This window comes from Capnocytophaga periodontitidis (genome assembly GCF_016126015.1).
Lineage (GTDB): Bacteria > Bacteroidota > Bacteroidia > Flavobacteriales > Flavobacteriaceae > Capnocytophaga > Capnocytophaga periodontitidis.
The window spans coordinates 43,097-63,401 of sequence record NZ_JAEFDB010000001.1 but is presented as its reverse complement, the minus strand read 5'-3'; the positions used below and the strand labels follow the sequence as shown (position 1 = coordinate 63,401).

The following is a 20,305-nucleotide window of genomic DNA, read 5'->3' as shown; positions in this document are numbered from 1 at the left end:
ATGAAAAACATTCTATACATATCATTATCCTTACTCTCTCTCTCTGCTTTTGCTCAAAACAAAGCAGAAAAAGAAGCTCTAAAAGCAATGGCTAACTCTAAAAAATACACTTATGAAGGCAATACTGCTCTCAAAAGTGATAAACCTATACAAGCCGAAGTGGAATATCGCAAAGCAATAGCCGAAGATAAAAACAATGCTACTGCCCAATATAACCTCGGCACTATGTATTACCAACAAAAAAGTTATGACGAGGCTTTCTCCCGACTCAAAAACGCTTCTGCTTCCGATAAGATTAGTGAAGATGAAAAACACAGGGCGTTCCACAATTTGGGCAATGCCTTTATGAAGAAAAAAGAATACGAAAAGGCTGTTCTTACTTATAAAGAATCTCTTCGCCATAACCCTAAAGACGAAGAAACTCGTTATAATTTAGCTGTAGCCAAAGAAATGCTCAAACAAAATCCTCCACCTCCACAAGACAACAAGAATAATAAAGATAAAAATAACCAACAAAATCAGAACAATCAGCAAAATCAACAAAACCAAAACAACCAGCAAAATCAACAAAACCAGAATAACCAAAACCAGAATAACCAAAACCAAAACAATAAAAATAACCAGAACAACCAAGATAATAAGGACAACAAAGATCAAGGCGATAACAAGCAAGATAAAAATAAGGATAAGGGTAACGATCAAAAAGACCCTAATCAAAACAATCAACAAGATAAAGACCAAAACGGACAAGGGCAAGGTAGACAACAGCGTCCTTCATCTCTTTCTCCACAACAAATGGAGCGCATTTTAGAAGCTATGAACAACGAAGAGCGCAAAACTCAAGAGAAAATCAATGCTCAAAAAGTAAAAGGACAACGCGCTAAATCTGAAAAAGATTGGTAATAGAAGTGAATAACAATTCACCTTTTTAACAAATAATAATAAAAAATGAAATACAAGATTATATTTTTTATAACTTTCTTAATCCAAAGTCTCTATGCACAACAAGTAGAGTTTAAAGCCGAAGTGAGTAAAAATCAATTAGGAGCTAACGAACGCTTGCGTATAGAGTTCTCTATGAATAAAGACGGAGATAACTTCACCCCACCTAATTTTCACGGATTTACAGTGGTAATGGGTCCCTCTCAATCAATTTCTAAATCGTGGATTAATGGAGTAAGCAGTTTCTCCAAAACCTATGTCTATATCTTAGAACCTAAAAACAAAGGTAACTTTACTATCGGGCAAGCAAGTATAGAGATTGACGGTAGGACTTACCGCACTAATCCTATTACTATTACTGTTACCGATGCTGTAAAAACTCCTACAATGGAGAAGAATAGCAATGATTATGCTCGTGAAGGCTTATTCCTCTTAACCGAAATATCCAACCCTAATCCTTACCTAAATGAGGCAGTAATTGTTACTTATCGCTTGTACGTAGGTAGAGGTATTGCGGTGAATAACTTCCAAGAATTGAACACTCCTAAATACCCTGAATTCTGGACTCAAGAGATTAGAGCGAACGACTACCAAGTAGAAGAACGCACCTATAAAGGTCAGGTGTATCGTACTGTTGTGATGAGACGCAGAATGATACTCTACCCTCAAAAAACAGGTAGCATCACCTTAGAACCCTTGAATTTGAACGTATTACTCACTGCACCTACAGGGCAACGCGATTTCTTTGGCGGTCTTGTATACGAAAGTATGGAGCGAAAAGTTTCTTCAGGTAGTGCAGTAATCAATGTAAAACCATTGCCTGAGCAAGGTAAACCAGATAACTTCTCTGGGGCTGTAGGTGATTTTTCATTTGCAGTAAACCTTACCCAACCTACCCTCAAAGCTAATGAAAGTACCCAGTTGAAAATAGAAATATCAGGTAACGGAAACTTCAAATTATTTGATTTGCCTAAGCCTAATTTTCCATCATCATTAGAAGTGTACGCACCTGAACAAAAAGACGATGTACTCCCTTCACTTAATAGTGGGATGAAAGGTCGATTAGAACAAACCTACACTATTGTACCTGAGTACAAAGGTAAATATCCTATCTCTGGACTCTCTTTTTCGTACTTTAACCCTAAAACACAAAAGTATGAAACTGTAAAAACAAACGATTTATGGATAGACGTAACTGAAGGTCCTACCCCAAATAGTGACACTACAGCCAACGAACTAACTACCGCTCCTAAAACTTTAGGCGGCTTGCAAATGAATGCCGACCTCCAAGATATACATACATCTGTATTCTTCGGTTCTACCAGCTACTATTTGTGGTTACTCTTGCCATTATTGCTCATCCCGATAGCTCTTATTTGGTGGCATATCAAAATGCAAAGAGCAAGTGATATAGAAGGAAATAAAGTGAGGGCAGCTAACAGATTAGCAAAGAAATATTTAGGAGAAGCCAAACGCAAATTAGGTGATAAAGGTACGTTCTACGAAGCCTTAGAGCGCGCTTTACACAACTATTTAAAAGCTAAATTGAAGATTGAAACTGCCGAGATGAGCAAGGATAAAATTACTGAATTATTGCTCAACCAAAAGGCTAGTGAAGCTACTGTAACACAATTTATGGCATTACTCGCTAATTGTGAAATGGCACGATACTCACAACACCACACCGATGCCTCTATGGAAAAAGATTTTGGAGATGCTGTAGAAGTGATTTCAGCACTCGACAAACAAGTGAAAAATAAGTAATCGCTAAACAAAATGAAAAACAATATTTTTATCTATATCCTTCTATTAGTTTCTGTGCAACTTTTTTCTCAAGATAACAATATCAATCTGTTTGAAAAAGCTGCTCAGCTCTATCAACAAGGTCAATACACTGAAGCTATTGAGCAATATAAAACTATATTGGCTCACGGGAAAGAATCGTCTGCCTTGTACTACAATTTAGCAAGTGCTCACTACAAATTAAATCACGTACCTGAGAGCATTTATTATTACGAGAAAGCCCTCCAGCTCAACCCCGATAATCAGCAGGCTAAGGACGGACTTCTATTGGCAAACCAAATGAAAGTAGACGCTATTGTTCCGCTTCCCAAAACGTGGTTGCGCCAATTCTCTGATGCCGTTACAGGTTTGTTTAGCTTGCAAACGTGGGCTGTACTCTCTATTATAGGTGTCATCGCATTTGTGTTGAGTTTTTTCTGTTACTATTTTTTAGAACAGACTTCTCTCAAACGACTCTTTTTCACCCTGATGTTCATATCAGTAGCGATAGCTGTGGGCACTTATTTTATTGCTAACTTTCACAAAAAACAAGTAGATGGTGAAAAGTATGCTATATTGTTTAATAAAACCGTAAGGGTATTTTCAGAAGCTAATGCCTATAGCAGTGAAGTGTTACAACTACACGAAGGCACCAAAGTTGAAATTACTGAAAAAACAAACGATTGGGTAAAAATACGTTTAGCCAATGGAAAAACTGGCTGGACTAAAGTGAGTAGTTTGAAAGTATTGTAAGTATTTGCTGCAAACTTTCCTCTTTAGTTAGTCCGTCCATCGCGAGGCTATGTGTAGCTTGTGTATAGAAAGTATTGCGCTCAAAGAGATGTTTGCGGATAAAATCTTCTAAATCCTCCTTTTTTAGTTCCTTTAGTAAGGGACGGAAAGTGGATTCAGCTAAGCGTTTAGCCAAGCTTTTAGGAAGATATTTCAGGTAAATAGAAACATTTCCTTCAGCTTTTATCAATTCCATATTATTGCCAAAACAGGGGGTACCTCCCCCTAATGAAAGTATACAATCACCTTCTCTTTGCAGGATTTCTTGCAAATAGAAGGTTTCTTTTTTGCGGAAATATATCTCTCCTTTGGTAGCAAAAATATCTTGTACACTCATTTTTTCGGCGGTAGCTATATAAACATCAAGGTCTACAAAAGGTACATTTTTAGCAGCAGCTAAGGCTTTCCCAAGGGTAGATTTACCACTTCCCATATAACCGAGTAAAATTATTTTCATTTGTAATCTATTGGATAGTAAGGGGTTGAAAAATACTTTTAAAATAAAATGCAAAAATAATACTTTTTTTCTTGCTACGTAATAAAAATGTTATATCTTTGCACCCGCAAACAAGAAAATACTGATTGTCATAATGACTCGGTAGCTCAGCTGGTAGAGCACGACACTCTTAATGTTGGGGTCCAGGGTTCGATCCCCTGCCGGGTCACAGGGTTATACAATTATTGTTATTTTTTATAGGACTTGGTAGCTCAGTTGGTAGAGCACAACACTTTTAATGTTGGGGTCCTGGGTTCGAGCCCCAGCCAGGTCACAAGGGTTATACAATTTGTTTTTTTATTTTTTTAAGGGACTTGGTAGCTCAGTTGGTAGAGCACAACACTTTTAATGTTGGGGTCCTGGGTTCGAGCCCCAGCCAGGTCACAAACACGTTAGCCTACGTGGAGAAATTGGTAGACTCGCCATCTTGAGGGGGTGGTGCTCGTTAGGGCGTGCTGGTTCGAATCCAGTCGTAGGCACTTTGGGGATAAGGATTTATATATAAAAAGAGACTATTCAACATTTTGAATAGTCTCTTTTTTATTGCTTCTCTTTTCTTTATTAAAGTTTAAATATATGTATTTATTTCCTATTTTATGAAACTGCTACACAAACTTTCTCTTCAAAAAATCTCACCTCTCCCCTCCCCTTCTCAAAAAACTTTTTATACGCCTTCTCAAATTTAACTACAAAACCTCATTCATAAAAATATTTTATTAACATAGCCAATGATTGCATAAATATTTTATTTTATATCGCCAAAGATTACAAAAAAATTATCTTTCTAAATAATTATGTTTTTATGCTGATTTTCAGCTACATATTATCAAACAAAAGATAAAATATCTAATTCGTAATAAAAAAATAAGTTAAAATCCTTGTCAATTGTTAAAATATTCTTAACTTTGCCTCGTAATAATAATTTTAATTATATTATATATGAAGGTAAAAATATTAATGTTATTTATCTTTGTGTGTTGTGGCAGCTTGCTATGGGCACAGGAGAAAACTGTAACGGGTGTCGTTACTGATGAAAGTAAAACTCCTTTACCAGGGGTGAACGTAGTTATTAAAGGTACTACGCGTGGTGTTTCAACAGATTTTGACGGGAAGTATACGCTTCGCGCTAAAGCTAACGAAACAATTGAATTTAGTTCTATAGGTTATGTTACCCAAACTAAAAAAGTAGTAGGCAATGGTAACAACCTTGTTATCAATGTACTGTTAAAAGATGAAACGCAACAGCTCACCGAAGTTGTAGTAACGGCTTTGGGTATCAAGCGCGAACAAAAAGCCTTGAGCTACAACGTGCAACAAGTGAAAGCTGAAGAGCTTACCAAAGTGAAGGACGCAAACTTCGTGAACAACCTCAATGGTAAAGTTGCTGGGGTGAACATTCAGCGCAGTGCTTCTGGGGTCGGAGGGGCTACCAAGGTGATTATGCGTGGTGCTAAATCTATCACAGGTAGCAACAATGCCCTTTATGTGGTAGATGGTATTCCGCTCAACAATGCTTCTTCTGCTTCCGATGGCGGAGATTTCGGTACTCCTGGAGGTGGTGAAAGTATCTCAGACTTTAACCCCGAAGATATCGAGAGTATCAATATCTTAACAGGCCCTTCAGCTGCTGCCTTATATGGTGCAGCAGCTGCCAATGGGGTGGTGATTATCAACACTAAAAAAGGTAAAGAAGGCAAAGTTTCCGTAAACTTCAACTCTAAAGTGGAAGTGCTTACTCCTTTTATTACTCCCGAATTTCAAAATACTTATGGCAGTAGTGGTGAAACCAGCTGGGGCGCTAAACTCGCAACTCCTTCTACTTACGACCCTCTCAAATTCTTCCATACAGGGGTAGTACACAACAACGCGGTAGATTTTTCTATAGGTTCTGCTCAAAACCAAACCTATGTATCTTTTGCTTCTACCGATTCTAAAGGGATTATCCCTACCAATGGTTACTACCGTCACAACTTTATGGGGCGTAATACTACTCATTTCCTAAACAACAAACTACATTTAGATTTTTCAGCGAGTTATATCTTGCAAGGTAACCAAAATATGTACTCTCAAGGAGGGGTATTCAACCCGCTCACTTCTTTGTACCTCTTCCCTCGCGGTGATAATTTTGAAGAGCTCAAAGCGTGGGAACGCTGGAATCCTTCACGCAAAATCAACGAACAATACTATCCTTATGTAGGTAATGTTGCCAATGGGGTCATAAAAGAAAATCCTTATTGGAATATCTACCGTCAGCAGTTCTTAGAAAAGAGAAAACGCAATATGTACTCTGCTTCTCTTACTTATGATGCTCTTAGCTGGCTCAATATCAGTGGTCGTGTGCGTATTGATAACACTCAAGGAGAGGGCGAAATGCGTGCTTATGCTACATCCGACCAAAGTACAGGGGTAGGTTACTATGGCGAATGGCGTTATACGCTCAAAACAATCAATCAAACCTATGCCGATGTGATGGCTAATATCAACAAAGATTTTGGTAAATATCAAGATGCCGATGGTAATGAACGCAAAATGTTTAATATCTCTGCCAACCTCGGAGCTTCTTACGACGACAACTTGCATAAAGAAGCTGGTTTTAGAGGTAATTTGCACAATATCTCCAATTTCTTCGCTGTGAGCAACCTCGACCCTCGTGGAGGTAAAGTGCAAACACATAGCCATACCCGCAATATAGCTGTATTTGGTAGTGCCGAATTAGGCTGGAAAAGCCGATTGTTCCTTACCCTTACAGGGCGTACCGACTGGGCGTCTCAACTTGTAAATACGAACGATGAAGCGATTTTCTATCCATCGGTAGGGCTTTCAGGGGTTGTTTCCGAATTTGTAAAAATGCCCGAATGGTTACCTTATCTCAAAGTGCGTGCTTCATATACCGAGGTGGGCTCACCTATCTCTCGTGAAGGCTTTACCCCTGGTACACGTACCTTTGGTTTTAGTGGTACTGGTATCAGTTCTGACCCCGATTATCCTTTCCCCGATTTTACCGCTGAACGCACTAAATCTTACGAAGCGGGCTTGAATGCTAAATTGTTTAAAAACGCTTTAAACCTTGATGTTACAGTTTACAAATCGAATACTTACAACCAATTGCTTTCTTATGATTTACCTGAATCCAGTGGTTACAAACGTTTGTGGTTACAAGCAGGTAATATAGAAAACAAAGGGATTGAAGCGGGATTAGGTTTCAACAAAACTTTTGGCAACTTTGCTTGGAGCAGCAATGTAACCTATACACGCAACATCAACCTCGTAAAGGAATTAGCTCATCATTACCGCAACCCTATCAATGGTACTTATTTTGATATTACCAAAGTGGGCAGCATTCGCGAAGGTGGTTCTATGACCGATGTGATTACCGATAAACTCCTTAAACGTGGTGCCGATGGCAAATTAGTAGATTCTGGCAAAGGTACTTACGAAATTGATAACACTCGCGAATACCTTATCGGTAATACCGCCCCCGACTTCACTATGGGATGGCGCAACAGCTTCACTTTCTATAAAAATCTATCACTCGATGTAATGATATATGGTCGTTTTGGTGGTATCGTGCAATCACGCACCCAAGCGTGGCTTGACCAGTATGGTGTTTCTAAAGCTACCGCCGATGCGCGTGACCGTGGAGGCGTAATGATTGACGGTGTGTTGTACGACGCTCGCAAATACTATGAAACCATTGCTAATGGTGGGGTAAGTTTGCCTGCTTACTATAGCTATGATGCTACTAATGTGCGCATACAAGAGTTATCACTTACCTATCGTTTGCCTTTAGCCGAAATGAATAGTATGAAATGGCTCAAATCACTCAGTATGTCAGTTACTGGTTATAACTTAGCTATGTTGTACCTCAAAGCGCCTTTCGACCCCGAATCAACTGCCAATACTAAAAGCTATGGCACTGGTGCCGACTTTTTTAGAATGCCTTCTCTCCGCAGTTTAGGTATCGCTATCAAAGCCTCTTTATAATAAAAACGTTTATTTTAAAAATGTAAACCAATGAAAAAATTACTATATATCAGTATGTTGTCCTTCCTTACCTTCGCTTGTACTAAGGATTTTCAGGACATCAATACCAATCCTACCAATCCTACTAAAAAAATAGCAGAACGCGATGGGATTAACATAGCAGGGTATTTGGGAACGATTCAAAACCAAATCATCCCTACCCGTGCGGTGAATGGTACCAACCTCTACCAAACCTCTATCAATATGATGGGCGATAGTTATGTAGGCTATATGAACCCTCCTATTAATAAGTGGAATAACCAAAAAACAATGATTACAGGCTATATGGCTGAATGGTGGATGAACAACAACTATTCAGGTATGTTCAGCACTATCATCTCCTCTTGGCGTGACGTGAGAACCAATACCATTCTCGCCGACCCTAACGATATTACTTACAAAGCAATCTACCAAATGGTAATGATTTGCAAAGCTTTAGGGGTATTGCGTGCTACCGATATGTTTGGACCTCTACCATATTCTAACCAAGGTAAAGGGCTTACCAAAGTACCTTACGATTCTGTAGAAGAGATTTATACCCAGCTCTTCAAAGAATTGGATGAAGCAGTAACTTATCTCAACGAGTACAAAAGCAATTACAGCCTTCCTGAAAGCATCCGTAAAAACGACTTTTTCTATGCAGGTGATTTGAACAAATGGATTAAATTTGCAAACTCTATTCGCTTGCGTATGGCAGTGCGCATCCGCTATGTGGCATTTGCCAAAGCTAAAGAAGAAGCTCAAAAAGCTCTCAATGGCGGTGTGATGGAAGATATGAGCGATATGGCTAAACTCCAAACTAACGAGCGCCTCATCATCCTCAACAGCTTAGAAATGATTGCTAATAACTACCAAGATACCCGTATGGGAGCAACTATCTGGTCATACCTCAAAGGCTATCAAGACCCTCGTATGAACGCTTACTTCAAGCTCAACCCTACCGAACGCCCCGATGGTTATACCAATCAAACAGAATTACAAGGTATACGCTCAGGTTTTGCAGGTGATAAAAACTATTTAGGCTTTGGCTACCCTAATATCAAAGAGGATTCTCCTACTTATGTGATGAAAACTTCTGAAGTCTATTTCTTAAGAGCTGAAGCCAAACTCTTCGGTCTTACTACCGATGCTAAAACCGACCAAACTCTTTATGAGGAAGGTATTGCAATGAGTTTTAGAGAAAATGGGGTAAGTGCTAATTCTTATGCAAGCAACAACACCAATAAACCTGCTCCTTATGTCGATCCTCTCAATGCTGCCAACAATCAAGGTGCACCTTCTGAAATAACAGTATCTTATGCCGCTGCAGCTACAAACGAGGATAAATTAGAGAAAATCATTACTCAAAAGTATTTAGCTATTTTCCCCGATGGTCACGAGGCTTGGACTGAATGGCGTCGTACAGGTTACCCTCGCCAAATCAACCCTGTAGCCTATAATGCCGATGCTATCCACGGTAACACTATCAAATCTACCGATGGTCGTACCAAAGGTGTCCGCCGTGCTATCTATCCTCAATCGGAATACACAGGTGAAAACCGTGAAAATGTACTCCGTGGTGTACAACTTTTAGGCCCTGGCGCTGTAGACGATTGTAATACTCACCTCTGGTGGGATGTAAACCCTAATACACGATAAAAATTAAAAACTATGAAAAACAGAACAGTTAAATATCTTAGTCTGTGGGCTCTAAGTCTGTTAATGGCAAACTGCGTGAAAACAGAACCTTTAGACGTAGAAAAAGACTATAAACAGCAGCTCACCGAGCGTGCTAAACAAGAACAACAACGCGAGGCTGAAGCTAAAGCTAAAGCCGAAGCTGAAGCCCAAAAAAAATGGGATGCTTATTACCAAATGCTCACCGAGTACAAACAAAAAGCGTGGGCTAACCAAGGTGAAAAACCGTTTATCTATATGTGGTGGACAGGCTGGCGCGCCGTCGATGGGCTCGACCGCTCTTGGTTGCAATCCATCCCCGATACTACCACCGCTATCTCTCTTTGGGGGGGTTATGGCAAACAACCTGCCGATATGACCGAAAACGAAAAATACGACTTAGATATTTTTCACAAAAAAGGAAGTAAAGTGTTCCTCTGCTGGCAAGTGTCAAACGTGGGGCTCGGTTTGCCAAGTGAAGGTAAAGAAAATGGTTTTGCTCGTTTTCGTCAAAAATACGGCGAAGAAAAAACTCCCGATAACGAAACATTCCGCTGCCAAATCTACGCTCGTGACTTAGCGCGCTACATCATCGCTTGCGGTTTTGATGGTTTTGATATCGACTGGGAACCTAACATCGGTAACCACGGTCACGGCTACAACGAGTTTGCTTCTGGTACTTCTGTAAATGGTTATAACAAAAATATGAATACCTTTATCGCCGAAATTGGTAAATACTTTGGTGATAAATATTCAGGCGACCAACGCAAACAGTACCTCCGCGACCTTTTCGATGAAAACCATTCAGGCTACCACGAAAAAGAAAAAGAGTACATCCGTGCCTATAAACCTTTCTTTGAGAAAGGCAATTATGTAGAGAAAAAGTATTACCTCTTGTATGATGGTGAAAGCCAACTCGATTTTGGTTTAAACGATAGTTATATCAGCAAATACATTATGCAAGACTATGGATATAATCGTGTAGGTAACCCTTTTACCTCTAACAAGCATAAAAGCGTTTCTACCTCAGAGTTTGAAAAAGGTCAGTTCAAATCTATCATAGTGAAAGCCGAAGCCGCTAAACAAAAAAGAGTAGGCGGAGTAGGCTCTTATCACGGCGAAATAGACTTCTCTACTTCAGCTGAAGATGTCGCTTTTAAAAGCTATTTGCAAGAGAAAAAAATAGAAGGTAGAAAGTACAAACACTACGCTTGGATGCGTGAAGCAACTCGTATTATCGACCCTCGTAGTACCGATGAATACAAGAATTTTAAAGAAGAATTGACAATTCGTAAACCTAAATAATTGACCTATGAAAAAGATTTGTATACTCTCACTCGCTGCCCTTGTTTGGAGTGCTTGTGAAAAACTGCCTAATACCGATGGTATCACCCCTCAAAAGGTAGTACTTTTTGATAACGCTGCGGTGACTACTATCAAAGTGAAAGACGATAGTGGCTCCAGTGCCCCTACCGAAGTGAAAGTGCGATTGGCTAACCCCATCGCTGAAGATACTTACTATCAAGTGAGCTTGGATAAGAGTGCTATAACAGCTTATAATCAAGCAAATAAAGTGGATTACGACTTGGTGCCTGCTAACACCTTAGCAATGAGCTATACCGACCAAGGGGTTACCAAAACCGCCACCACACTCGTAGTACGTGTACCTAAAGGACAACAAGTATCTGCTGGAAAACTCCAATTCAACATCGGTGCTTTAGTCGATGCCAATGGTCAAAAACTCTCTGGAGCGAATAACTACGCCGTTGCCTTGAAACTCACCCCTATGAATGGTACTGTAATCGTGCAAAACAACCGCAAAAATGCCTTGTTCTTGCTCTCCCGTTCCTTTAAAACTAAAGTAGCTCACCTCAGAAATAAAGCTTTCCACGCTATCTATGGACAAAATACAGGAAAACAAGAGAGTGGTAAAACTTATGCTAACGATGTGAAACTCACTGCTTGGACAATGCAGTACTCTATAGCACCTATCAACGCGTCTCGCAACGCTGGTTTGATGTACCCTAATGGGCGTGCCTCTTCCGATTCTGCCCTTTACAACGTGCTCTATGGGGGTTCATTCTTGTTTATGAATGGCGGTCTCAAATTAGGCTTCAATACCGATAAAGGTAAAAACTTCAAATTCCAAGAAGTAACGGGGCATCCTTCTGCCGATAAATGGTATCACGTGGCAGTAACTTATGAAGAATTAGAAGGTCGCGCCTATTTGAAAATGTACGTGAACGGCGAATTGATGTTCGATTCTGCTGCCCCTGCTAAAATCAACGATTTCCCAATACTATGCTTTGGTAATGGTAACCTCGATGCTTATGTACGCGAAATGCGCCTTTGGAGCAAAGCGCTTACTCAAGGACAAGTAGCCGCTACCCAAAATTTTGTAAAACCCGATTCCGATGGCTTGGAATTGTACATACCGTATAACGAAGACCCTTATGTTGAGGAAAACGGACAAAAAGTAGTGAAAAATGCTTCTACCAATCCTAATAAAAAACTACCTGAAAAATGGTATATCCACACTATTAATGGTGAAGTAAAACTCCCTACTGTAGATTATAACACCGAAGTTGAATTCTAAAAAAGTAAAAACAATGAAAAAAATATATCTATTAGGAGTACTTACTGCTGCTGCTTTATCTGTAGCTTGTACTCGCGACTCTAAGGAGTTAGACATCCTTAAAGAACCTACGCCTACACCTCCCGTAGTTTCTAACCCTCCGGTAGACCTCTCTAAAACTATCGTATCTTTCTCACCCAGTGAAATAAGTGAAAAAGTATTTAGAGACCCCAATACCAAACTCATTGAGGACACCTCTTTCAGCTTTGCGCCTAAGTACTTACAACGTGTATTGGCTACAGGCGAATCGGTAACCCTAAAAATTGAAAAAGAACAAGTAGGGTACGAAAGAAGTCTGCCCGATGGAGCTTACACTGTTGAAAAAGCTGAAATCTCATCAGCTAACGCCGGTGAACAATTTAAGGTAACCCTCAAACCTGAGGCACTTAAAGAAATCGATATCACCAAAGAGTACACCCTCCGCTTTCGTATGAAAATAGCGAGTAAAACACCTCAAGACCTTGCTGTTGAAACCGCTACCGACGATGGTGCTTATCGCATCAAAATTTCTTTTGTAGAAGATAGCTTCCCTAAAGATGGCAACAACCTACAGGAAATAGAAAACACTTCTTCTCCAACCATCAACGATGATGATTATGAATTTGAGTCTAATTACGCTGAAAACCATTTGAGCAAACTCAAAAATAGCTATAGCAATTGGTGGGTAGATGGTGAAGATAATAGCATTTATCTCATTGCCAATTTTACTGATGAAACTGAAGTGAATGGTATAGTGATTTCTCAGCCTTGGAGTGACACAAAAACTCTTGAAGGGGTAGATATTTCAGCCTCTCCCGATGGTACTACTTATTACCCTCAAGGCTCTTACACACGTAGTAGCTACAAGCAAAAAATATACTTGAAGTTCAAAAAACCTATCAAGGTAAAGAAAATTAAATTTACCAATTTCAAAAAACATAACGATAGATATATCGATATCTATAGAGTTCAGTTCTTTTAAACAAAAATAGGTTTGGTTCTTAAAACTTTGTCAAATACCTCAATGCCTCGCGCTATGGTTTTTGGCAAAGTTTTTTTGTACTATATTTTTTACTACTTTTGCGCCTTGATAATTGAAATCAAAAAAAACTAATGAACACTACCCACTGGAAAAATCATCTCAACAACTGCGGATTGCACCGCACTCCCTGTCTATTTATCATCGACTATAAAGGCGAAAACGGAAGGGTATTCCCTCTCTCCCAGCTTCCTAATGATATTGCTTTCTCTTTTGCTGAAGAGAAAAAAAATAATGCAACGCCTATTCCTATAGAAAAATATCCTATCCCTTATCCCGACTTTCAAAAAGCTTTTGATAAGGTACATTCTCACCTTAAAAACGGCGATACCGAGCTTGTAAACCTCACTTTTGCTACCGAAATTTCAGCCGTTTCTTTCAAAGAGGTATATCACAACGCCTCTGCTAAGTACAAATTGCTGTACAAAGATGAGTGGGTATGCTTTTCGCCCGAAATATTCGTAAAAATAGAAAATAACCTGATAAAAACCTACCCTATGAAGGGGACTATTAGCGCAACAATCCCCGATGCCGAGGCGACACTGCTCAACAACGAAAAGGAAATCGATGAACATCACAAGGTAGTACGCCTATTGTCCGACGATTTGCAAAAAGTAGCTACCAATGTGCATACCACTCGCTTCAGATATGTAGATGTGATTAAAAAATCTACGGGCGATCTTTTGCAAACAAGTTCTGAAATCGTGGGTGAACTGACCAACGGTTGGCAAGCACACTTAGGTGATTTGTTGGCGACATTGCTCCCTGCGGGTTCTATTGCGGGCGCACCTAAAGAAAAATCGGTTGAGGTCATCGCCGAAGCCGAAAATTATGAGCGCGGTTATTACACAGGCATTGCAGGCGTTTTCGATGGTAATACGGTAGATAGTTGTGTGCTTATACGCTTTATCGAACATATTGGCGATAAGTATTACTACAAAAGTGGTGCAGGCATTACCGCACAAAGCCAACCGCAAAACGAATACAATGAGATTATTGAAAAAATATATATCCCTATTTAATGGAAAACCAACAATTTATAGAATCAATAAAACTCCTCAATGGTGATATTTGTCATTTAGCATATCACCAAGAGCGTGTTTGCCGTACCTTTTCACATTTCTTCCCAAGTGAAAAGGTACTTTCACTGCAGGAGATCATCAGCAAAATTGCCTTACCAGCAATCGGAAAGTACAAAATTCGTATTGTGTATAGCAAGGAGAACTCTATTGTAGAAATACACCCTTATCACATCAAACCTATCAACACTATCAAATGTGTAAACACCGATGAATACGATTATTCTTATAAATTTTTAAACCGAGAATTTCTCAACATCTTAAAACAAACTTCTGGTGCCGATGAGGTGATTTTTCTCAAAAACGGCAAAGTTACCGATAGTAGCTATGCTAACATTATCTTTTTCGACGGCAAACAATGGCTTACACCTTCCACTTTTCTTCTCAATGGTACCTGCCGCCAGCGACTCCTCAACGAAGGTAAAATTACCGAAGCCTCTATACACTACACCGATATTCAAAACTTTGAACAAATAGGTTTCATCAATGCGATGCTCGATATGGGAGAGTTTAATTTGCCAATGAGTAAATTAGTAAATTAGCAAATTTGAAAATTAGCAAATGAGGTTAAGCCCATATTTCTCATTAGAACAATCTTTCTCATAAATACTCACTTTTCCGGATTGTCCCCCTTCGGGAAAGCCAGCGAGTGCTCACAGCTGGGTATGTGCTGCAAACGCCTGCACACAAAAACTTTTTGGATACCCCTCCAACTGATTTACAATCACTTTTCCGGATTGTCCCCCTTCGGGGGAACGGGGGCTACCCCTCTCATTTATTAAAAATATTTTATAATACACCTCCTATAAAAAATAAATCCATTCCTTATATATTGCTTTTTCTTTTCGTTTTACTACCTCTTGAAGACTAAAAAACGCCATTTTTAACTGTTAAAAAACAAAAATCGTAAAAATAACACAAGTAAATAAAATAAATACATTTAATTTATATACTTGACTATGAGCATTATATAAAACAATCCCCTCTTAAAGTAAAAATTTTAATAAAAATATTTAATAAAAAACTTGCAATTTTGTTTTTTTTTGTTTTTACTTTGCACCGTCAATAAAAATAATTAGCAAATTAGCCAATTAATCAATTAGTAAATTAGTCAATGATTTATTTGCTGATTTCCAAATTTTCAAATTTTCAAATTTAAAAACTATGCAAAGTAAAGTAACTTTGATCAGACATTGGGTAACACTTTTGTTGCTCTGTCTAACTACTTCTCCTTTGTGGGCGCAGACGCTCGATGTTAAAGGAAAAGTAACCGATGCTAACAAAGAACCCTTAATGGGCGCAAGTGTAGTAGTGAAAGGTACTACCCACGGGGTGAGTACTGATATGGATGGGAACTATTCCCTCAACAATGTGCCTCGGGGTGCTACTTTAGAAATTTCCTATATAGGAATGGTTACCCAGAATATTGCTGTCAATGGGCGTTCGCTTATCAATGTGCAAATGAAAGATGAAAACCAACAACTTGAAGAGGTGGTAATTGTAGGCTATGGTACTCAAAAGAAATCGAGTATGACGGCTGCGGTATCTTCAGTATCAGCTAAAGAGGTGCAAAAGCAGGTAACTGCCAATGTGGCTTCAGCCCTACAAGGGCGTACCCCTGGAGTAGAAATCTTGCAACGCGGCGGGATTGCAGGTGCCGAGGTGAATATTGTTGTACGTGGAGCAGGCTCTTTTGGTGCTACTGCACCGCTTTATGTAATCGACGGGGCTATTGCCGATGGACTTGATGCACTCAACCCTTCGGATATCGAATCCATAGAAATACTTAAAGATGGTTCAGCAGCGGCTATCTATGGTTCACGTGCTGCCAATGGGGTTGTGTTGGTTACTACTAAAAATGGTAAGAGTGGTAAAACCATAGTAGAGGTAGATGCTTCTTATTCATACCAAACGCCTTCTAAAATGCTGAATATGATGAATGCTGAACAATGGCGTACTTTTGCTAATCAAGTAGCTGACAATAGTCCGTCTTACGACCGTGCTCCTCAAAACGTAAACCCTACCGACCCTAATCGCAGTACCGATTGGCAAGATTTGTACTACCGCAATGCACCAATGAGTAGTTTCAATGCGAGTGTATCGGGGGGAGGTGAAAACTCTACTTTCAACACTAGTTTGGGTTATGTAAGACAAGAGGGAATTATCATCAAATCGGAATACGACAAGTACAATGCACGTATCAACTCTACTTTCAAAAAGGGTAGATTTTCCTTGACAGAGAAACTATCGATTGCCAATACTAAGAAAGTAGCTCCTCCGAGTGTTCGTACGCTCGAAATGCCTACTATTCCTGTAACTGATGAAAATGGACGTTATATTTCTACAGCTGCTTCAAAAGGCTATTCTATCACCAATACTAATATTTCTAATCCTTTAGCAGCTATTTATAAACAAGATGCTTTCACCCGAAACACTAGTGCTACGGGAAGTTTATCAGGAGCTTTTAAACTGATGAAAGGCTTGCAATATAAGCTAAATGTAGCAGGTACTTATGTAAATACCAATACCTATAAACACACTCCTGCTTATAATACCTTCTTTAATCCTGATGGTACTCCTGATGCTAAACTCAATCAAACAGGACGTACTTCATTATCGGAAGGTAGAGCGGAACACTTCAATTATACTATTGATAATCTGCTCACTTTTAACCGTACTTTTCAAAAGAAACACCATTTCGATGTGCTATTAGGTACCAGCTGGATGCGTGATTTTTACCGTAAAAACTCTATCAGTTCAGGGGTGAACGATTTAGGAGCCCCTACCGTAAAAACGTATAATGGCGAAGGGGTAGTAGGATCTAACCAACTAAACACTGCGTTACTTTCTTTCTTTGGTCGTTTGAATTACGACTACAACAACAAATACCTGCTATCGCTTAGTTTGCGCCGTGATGAGTCGTCTAAATTTGCCAAAGGGCATCGTGTAGGCTATTTCCCTTCAGCTTCTGTGGGTTGGAATATCCATTCTGAGCCTTGGTTTGATACCGAACTGCTTAGCAAACTAAAACTGCGTGCCAGCTATGGTGAATTAGGAGCTAACTTTATCGACCCCTACACTTTCTTGAATTTGGCTTATGGTCCTGTACCAGCTATTTTCGGTAGTAGCCGTCAGTATGGTTATGTTACTCGTTTTGCACAACAAGACCTTACGTGGGAAACTTCTATTACCTCCAATGCAGCTATCGAGGTAGGTGTACTCAACAATATGCTCACCTTCACAGCCGAATACTTTATCAAGCGCAACAACAATTTGTTAGCACCGCTCGAATCACTACCTTCTTCAGGACAAACCATCACTATCAACAAAGGAGCGGTACCCAATTACAATACGGCTTCGGTTGAAAACAAAGGGTTAGAGTTTTCTTTAGAATTTAAAAAGAAATGGGACGATTTTACCCTTAACTTCCAAACCAATCTCACTTATATGCAAAATAAAGTATTGGCATTAGGTGAAGGGGTACAACCTATTCGTGGAGAGTTGATGAGTGCTAAGTTTAACGACCGTCCTACCATTACTAAAGAAGGCTTACCTATCGGTACTTTCTGGGGCTATAAAGTAGTAGGAATTAATGACCAAGGCGATTTTCTTTACCAAGCCAAAGACGGCACTGCTAAGCTGGCTAAGCAGCTAAAAGAAGACGATAAACAAGTAATCGGGAACCCTACTCCTGATTTCACTTTTGGCTATAACCTCAATTTAAATTATAAGAATTGGGATTTCACCGCTTTCTTCCAAGGGGTAGCAGGCAATGAAATTTTCAATGCCGAAAAGTATGATTTGTACTTCAACTATAATAGTAATGCACCTGTAGATGCCTTAAATTCTTGGACTCCTACCAATCGCAACACTAAGTTACCTATTGCCAAAACTGATAACTACAATGGGGGTAATGCTTTGCCTAGTACATTCTATATAGAAGATGGCTCGTATTTGCGCCTTAAAAACGTACAAATAGGCTACACTTTCCCCGAAACATTGCTCAAAAAGATAGGAGGCTTACGCTCTTTGCGTATTTACGGCAGTGCTCAAAACCTCTTTACCCTTACTAATTATTCTCTTTACGACCCTGAGGTAAGTAGCAACGCCTTGTTCAACAAAGGTATTGACGGCTTGGAAGCCAATGCTCCTGCTATCAATGCTCGCGTGTATAATATGGGATTAAAACTCACTTTTTAAACTGAATGCAAAATGAAAAAGAATATATACAAAATTATAGCTGTGAGCTTGCTGTTAGCTACTACAACGGCTTGCGAAAAAACCTTTGACGAATTGGCGAGCAACCCTAACCAACAAGACGTAAATGGATTTTACAATACCCCGCAAAATATCAACAAAGGGGTGATAGGAATCTATGCCTATATCACTACCCCTCGTGCGATGGGTACTGCAGGACGCTTGCAAATCAATCGTGGTGATGAGAGTAGCGACTGCTCCGACTATGGAGAACCTGGTCAGTATTCGGCTAACCTATCCAGCTCTTGGTATACCATTGTGCAACCTTATGCGCTCTTCTATACTGCAGCTTCTCAAGCCTGCCAAATGATAGAAGCAATTCCTAATGTAAACTTTACGAACCAACAGTTGAAAAATGCCTATTTGGGTGAAGCTTATTTTTTAAGAGCCTATACACATTGGTTTTTATTTCTCAACTTTCGCAATATCCCGTTGATGAAAGAATTGCCAAAGTCTGCCAAAGACTACAAACCTCAGGCAACTCCTGAAGAGGCTTGGGATTTTATCATCTCCGACCTCAAACGCGCTAAAGAACTCTTGCCTGAAAAAGGTTTTTGGACAGGTGAATCAATAGGGCGCGTTACCAAAGGTTCAGCTATCGCACTGCTCGGTAAAGCCTATTTATACCGCTCAGGCATTGAACGTTATTATGGCAACAGCACTACTACCTATTACAACGAGGCAGCTGCCGAGTTTAACGAGCTTATCCTCAGTGGTAAATATCGCTTGGTAGCCGATTATAACGACAACTTTAAGGTAGCTACCGAAAACAATGATGAGTCTATTTTCGAGCTCCAATTCTTGGGTGATGTAACCAATACGGGCTTCAACCCTGGTTTGTCTAACAGTGGAGTGTGGCGTGACCCTCGTGGCTATTTGCCTCCTACCAATAAAAATGCCAGTAGTAGTGTAATTCACGATTGGGTATACAATACCTTTGTAAATTCTAAAGATGCTTCAGGTCATACCGACCCACGTATGTTTGGCACTTTGATTTTTGATGATACCAAACCTGAAATCAATGCCCGTACAGGTGATGAAGTGCGTATTTTCGACAATAAAACATTTAGAGAATATTACGGTGCGAAAGGCTTTGGAGTAGCTAAAGCACAAGCTAATAAATATAAAGCGGCTTGCCGTAAAGGTATTGATTGGACACTTAGTACTCGTAATCCTGGTAATAACTTCTATATGTGGAACGGTAGGGCTAATGGCTTAAACCAAATAGAAATTCGCTATGCCGATGTATTACTAATGTATGCTGAAGCGGTTGTAAATGGGGGTACACAAGGCTCTTTGAGTGCGTTAGACGCTGTAAACCAAGTACGTGCCCGTGTAGGTATGCCTGCCGTAGCCTCAGTAGATATGAACGTGATTGAACGCGAACGCATCTTAGAACTTACTCAAGAAGGACATCGCTTTTTCGACCTCTTACGCTGGGGCAAAGTAGTACAACGCTTCCGCGAATTAGAAGTTAATGACCCTAATTTCAAACAGTATAACAATTCAGCTTACCTCGGCTTCCAAGAACACAAAAACGAGTGGTTACCACTACCCGTAGACGAAGTAGAAGGCAACCCTTATATTCAACGTAATAACCCCGGCTGGTAATTAGCAAATTAATA

13 protein-coding genes and 4 tRNA genes are annotated in these 20,305 nt (G+C 39.7%); 16 read left to right on the top strand and 1 reads right to left on the bottom strand.

Annotation, left to right across the window (positions count from 1 at the left end):
• From I7X29_RS00275 to I7X29_RS00265, 3 genes are read left to right on the top strand one after another with little or no spacing between them, the layout of a single operon-like run.
• Positions 1-903, top strand: a complete 903-nt coding sequence (locus I7X29_RS00275) for a tetratricopeptide repeat protein (RefSeq protein ID WP_198472406.1) — start codon at positions 1-3, stop codon at positions 901-903.
• Between the two features lie 45 nt (positions 904-948).
• Complete coding sequence (locus I7X29_RS00270; protein WP_198472405.1) at positions 949-2,706, top strand: BatD family protein; 1,758 nt, start codon at positions 949-951, stop codon at positions 2,704-2,706.
• 12 nt (positions 2,707-2,718) lie between these two features.
• Entirely contained in the window at positions 2,719-3,477 is a 759-nt protein-coding gene (locus I7X29_RS00265) for an SH3 domain-containing protein (RefSeq protein WP_198466556.1), read from the top strand.
• On the opposite strand, the gene I7X29_RS00260 is transcribed toward I7X29_RS00265, so the two are convergent.
• Positions 3,449-3,973, bottom strand: a complete 525-nt coding sequence (locus tag I7X29_RS00260) for a shikimate kinase (RefSeq protein ID WP_198472404.1) — start codon at positions 3,971-3,973, stop codon at positions 3,449-3,451. The genes I7X29_RS00265 and I7X29_RS00260 overlap by 29 nt on opposite strands.
• A 135-nt stretch (positions 3,974-4,108) precedes the next feature.
• Between I7X29_RS00260 and I7X29_RS00255 the strand changes: the two genes are divergently transcribed.
• The 13 genes from I7X29_RS00255 (at position 4,109) to I7X29_RS00195 (ending at position 20,291) form a co-directional block, all read left to right on the top strand.
• Positions 4,109-4,181, top strand: a tRNA-Lys gene (locus I7X29_RS00255).
• Positions 4,182-4,213: 32 nt separating this feature from the next.
• Positions 4,214-4,286: transfer RNA gene (locus I7X29_RS00250), tRNA-Lys, on the top strand.
• Between the two features lie 37 nt (positions 4,287-4,323).
• Positions 4,324-4,396, top strand: a tRNA-Lys gene (locus tag I7X29_RS00245).
• 11 nt (positions 4,397-4,407) lie between these two features.
• Positions 4,408-4,491: transfer RNA gene (locus I7X29_RS00240), tRNA-Leu, on the top strand.
• A 460-nt stretch (positions 4,492-4,951) separates the two neighbouring features.
• Positions 4,952-7,996, top strand: coding sequence for a SusC/RagA family TonB-linked outer membrane protein (locus tag I7X29_RS00235; protein ID WP_198472403.1), 3,045 nt, complete (start codon positions 4,952-4,954; stop codon positions 7,994-7,996).
• Positions 7,997-8,026: 30 nt separating this feature from the next.
• The gene (locus I7X29_RS00230) at positions 8,027-9,673 is read left to right on the top strand and encodes a SusD/RagB family nutrient-binding outer membrane lipoprotein (protein WP_198472402.1); all 1,647 of its coding nucleotides are present in this window, start codon (positions 8,027-8,029) and stop codon (positions 9,671-9,673) included.
• Positions 9,674-9,685: 12 nt separating this feature from the next.
• Positions 9,686-10,996, top strand: a complete 1,311-nt coding sequence (locus tag I7X29_RS00225; RefSeq protein ID WP_198472401.1) for a glycoside hydrolase family 18 protein — start codon at positions 9,686-9,688, stop codon at positions 10,994-10,996.
• 7 nt (positions 10,997-11,003) lie between these two features.
• Positions 11,004-12,287, top strand: coding sequence for a DUF1735 and LamG domain-containing protein (locus I7X29_RS00220; protein WP_009412306.1), 1,284 nt, complete (start codon positions 11,004-11,006; stop codon positions 12,285-12,287).
• A 13-nt stretch (positions 12,288-12,300) separates the two neighbouring features.
• The gene (locus I7X29_RS00215; RefSeq protein ID WP_198472400.1) at positions 12,301-13,287 is read left to right on the top strand and encodes a hypothetical protein; all 987 of its coding nucleotides are present in this window, start codon (positions 12,301-12,303) and stop codon (positions 13,285-13,287) included.
• 131 nt (positions 13,288-13,418) lie between these two features.
• Positions 13,419-14,366 carry an aminodeoxychorismate synthase component I gene (locus I7X29_RS00210; RefSeq protein ID WP_198472399.1) on the top strand — a complete coding sequence of 316 codons (948 nt, stop codon included), beginning with the start codon at positions 13,419-13,421 and terminating at the stop codon, positions 14,364-14,366.
• Positions 14,366-14,965: an aminotransferase class IV gene (locus tag I7X29_RS00205; RefSeq protein ID WP_198472398.1), complete on the top strand. Its 600-nt coding sequence runs from the start codon at positions 14,366-14,368 to the stop codon at positions 14,963-14,965. The genes I7X29_RS00210 and I7X29_RS00205 overlap by 1 nt, the downstream gene beginning before the upstream one ends.
• Positions 14,966-15,587: 622 nt before the next feature.
• Positions 15,588-18,623: a SusC/RagA family TonB-linked outer membrane protein gene (locus I7X29_RS00200; RefSeq protein WP_198472397.1), complete on the top strand. Its 3,036-nt coding sequence runs from the start codon at positions 15,588-15,590 to the stop codon at positions 18,621-18,623.
• A 12-nt stretch (positions 18,624-18,635) separates the two neighbouring features.
• Complete coding sequence (locus tag I7X29_RS00195; protein ID WP_198472396.1) at positions 18,636-20,291, top strand: RagB/SusD family nutrient uptake outer membrane protein; 1,656 nt, start codon at positions 18,636-18,638, stop codon at positions 20,289-20,291.
• The last annotated feature ends 14 nt before the right edge of the window (positions 20,292-20,305 follow it).

What these genes read in the sequence shown, in the direction of transcription:
- I7X29_RS00275 (WP_198472406.1), top strand. Translation starts at nt 1, where the DNA reads ATGAAAAACATTCTATACATATCATTATCCTTACTCTCTCTCTCTGCT.
- I7X29_RS00270 (WP_198472405.1), top strand. Translation starts at nt 949, where the DNA reads ATGAAATACAAGATTATATTTTTTATAACTTTCTTAATCCAAAGTCTC.
- I7X29_RS00265 (WP_198466556.1), top strand. Translation starts at nt 2,719, where the DNA reads ATGAAAAACAATATTTTTATCTATATCCTTCTATTAGTTTCTGTGCAA.
- I7X29_RS00260 (WP_198472404.1), bottom strand. Translation starts at nt 3,973, where the DNA reads ATGAAAATAATTTTACTCGGTTATATGGGAAGTGGTAAATCTACCCTT.
- I7X29_RS00235 (WP_198472403.1), top strand. Translation starts at nt 4,952, where the DNA reads ATGAAGGTAAAAATATTAATGTTATTTATCTTTGTGTGTTGTGGCAGC.
- I7X29_RS00230 (WP_198472402.1), top strand. Translation starts at nt 8,027, where the DNA reads ATGAAAAAATTACTATATATCAGTATGTTGTCCTTCCTTACCTTCGCT.
- I7X29_RS00225 (WP_198472401.1), top strand. Translation starts at nt 9,686, where the DNA reads ATGAAAAACAGAACAGTTAAATATCTTAGTCTGTGGGCTCTAAGTCTG.
- I7X29_RS00220 (WP_009412306.1), top strand. Translation starts at nt 11,004, where the DNA reads ATGAAAAAGATTTGTATACTCTCACTCGCTGCCCTTGTTTGGAGTGCT.
- I7X29_RS00215 (WP_198472400.1), top strand. Translation starts at nt 12,301, where the DNA reads ATGAAAAAAATATATCTATTAGGAGTACTTACTGCTGCTGCTTTATCT.
- I7X29_RS00210 (WP_198472399.1), top strand. Translation starts at nt 13,419, where the DNA reads ATGAACACTACCCACTGGAAAAATCATCTCAACAACTGCGGATTGCAC.
- I7X29_RS00205 (WP_198472398.1), top strand. Translation starts at nt 14,366, where the DNA reads ATGGAAAACCAACAATTTATAGAATCAATAAAACTCCTCAATGGTGAT.
- I7X29_RS00200 (WP_198472397.1), top strand. Translation starts at nt 15,588, where the DNA reads ATGCAAAGTAAAGTAACTTTGATCAGACATTGGGTAACACTTTTGTTG.
- I7X29_RS00195 (WP_198472396.1), top strand. Translation starts at nt 18,636, where the DNA reads ATGAAAAAGAATATATACAAAATTATAGCTGTGAGCTTGCTGTTAGCT.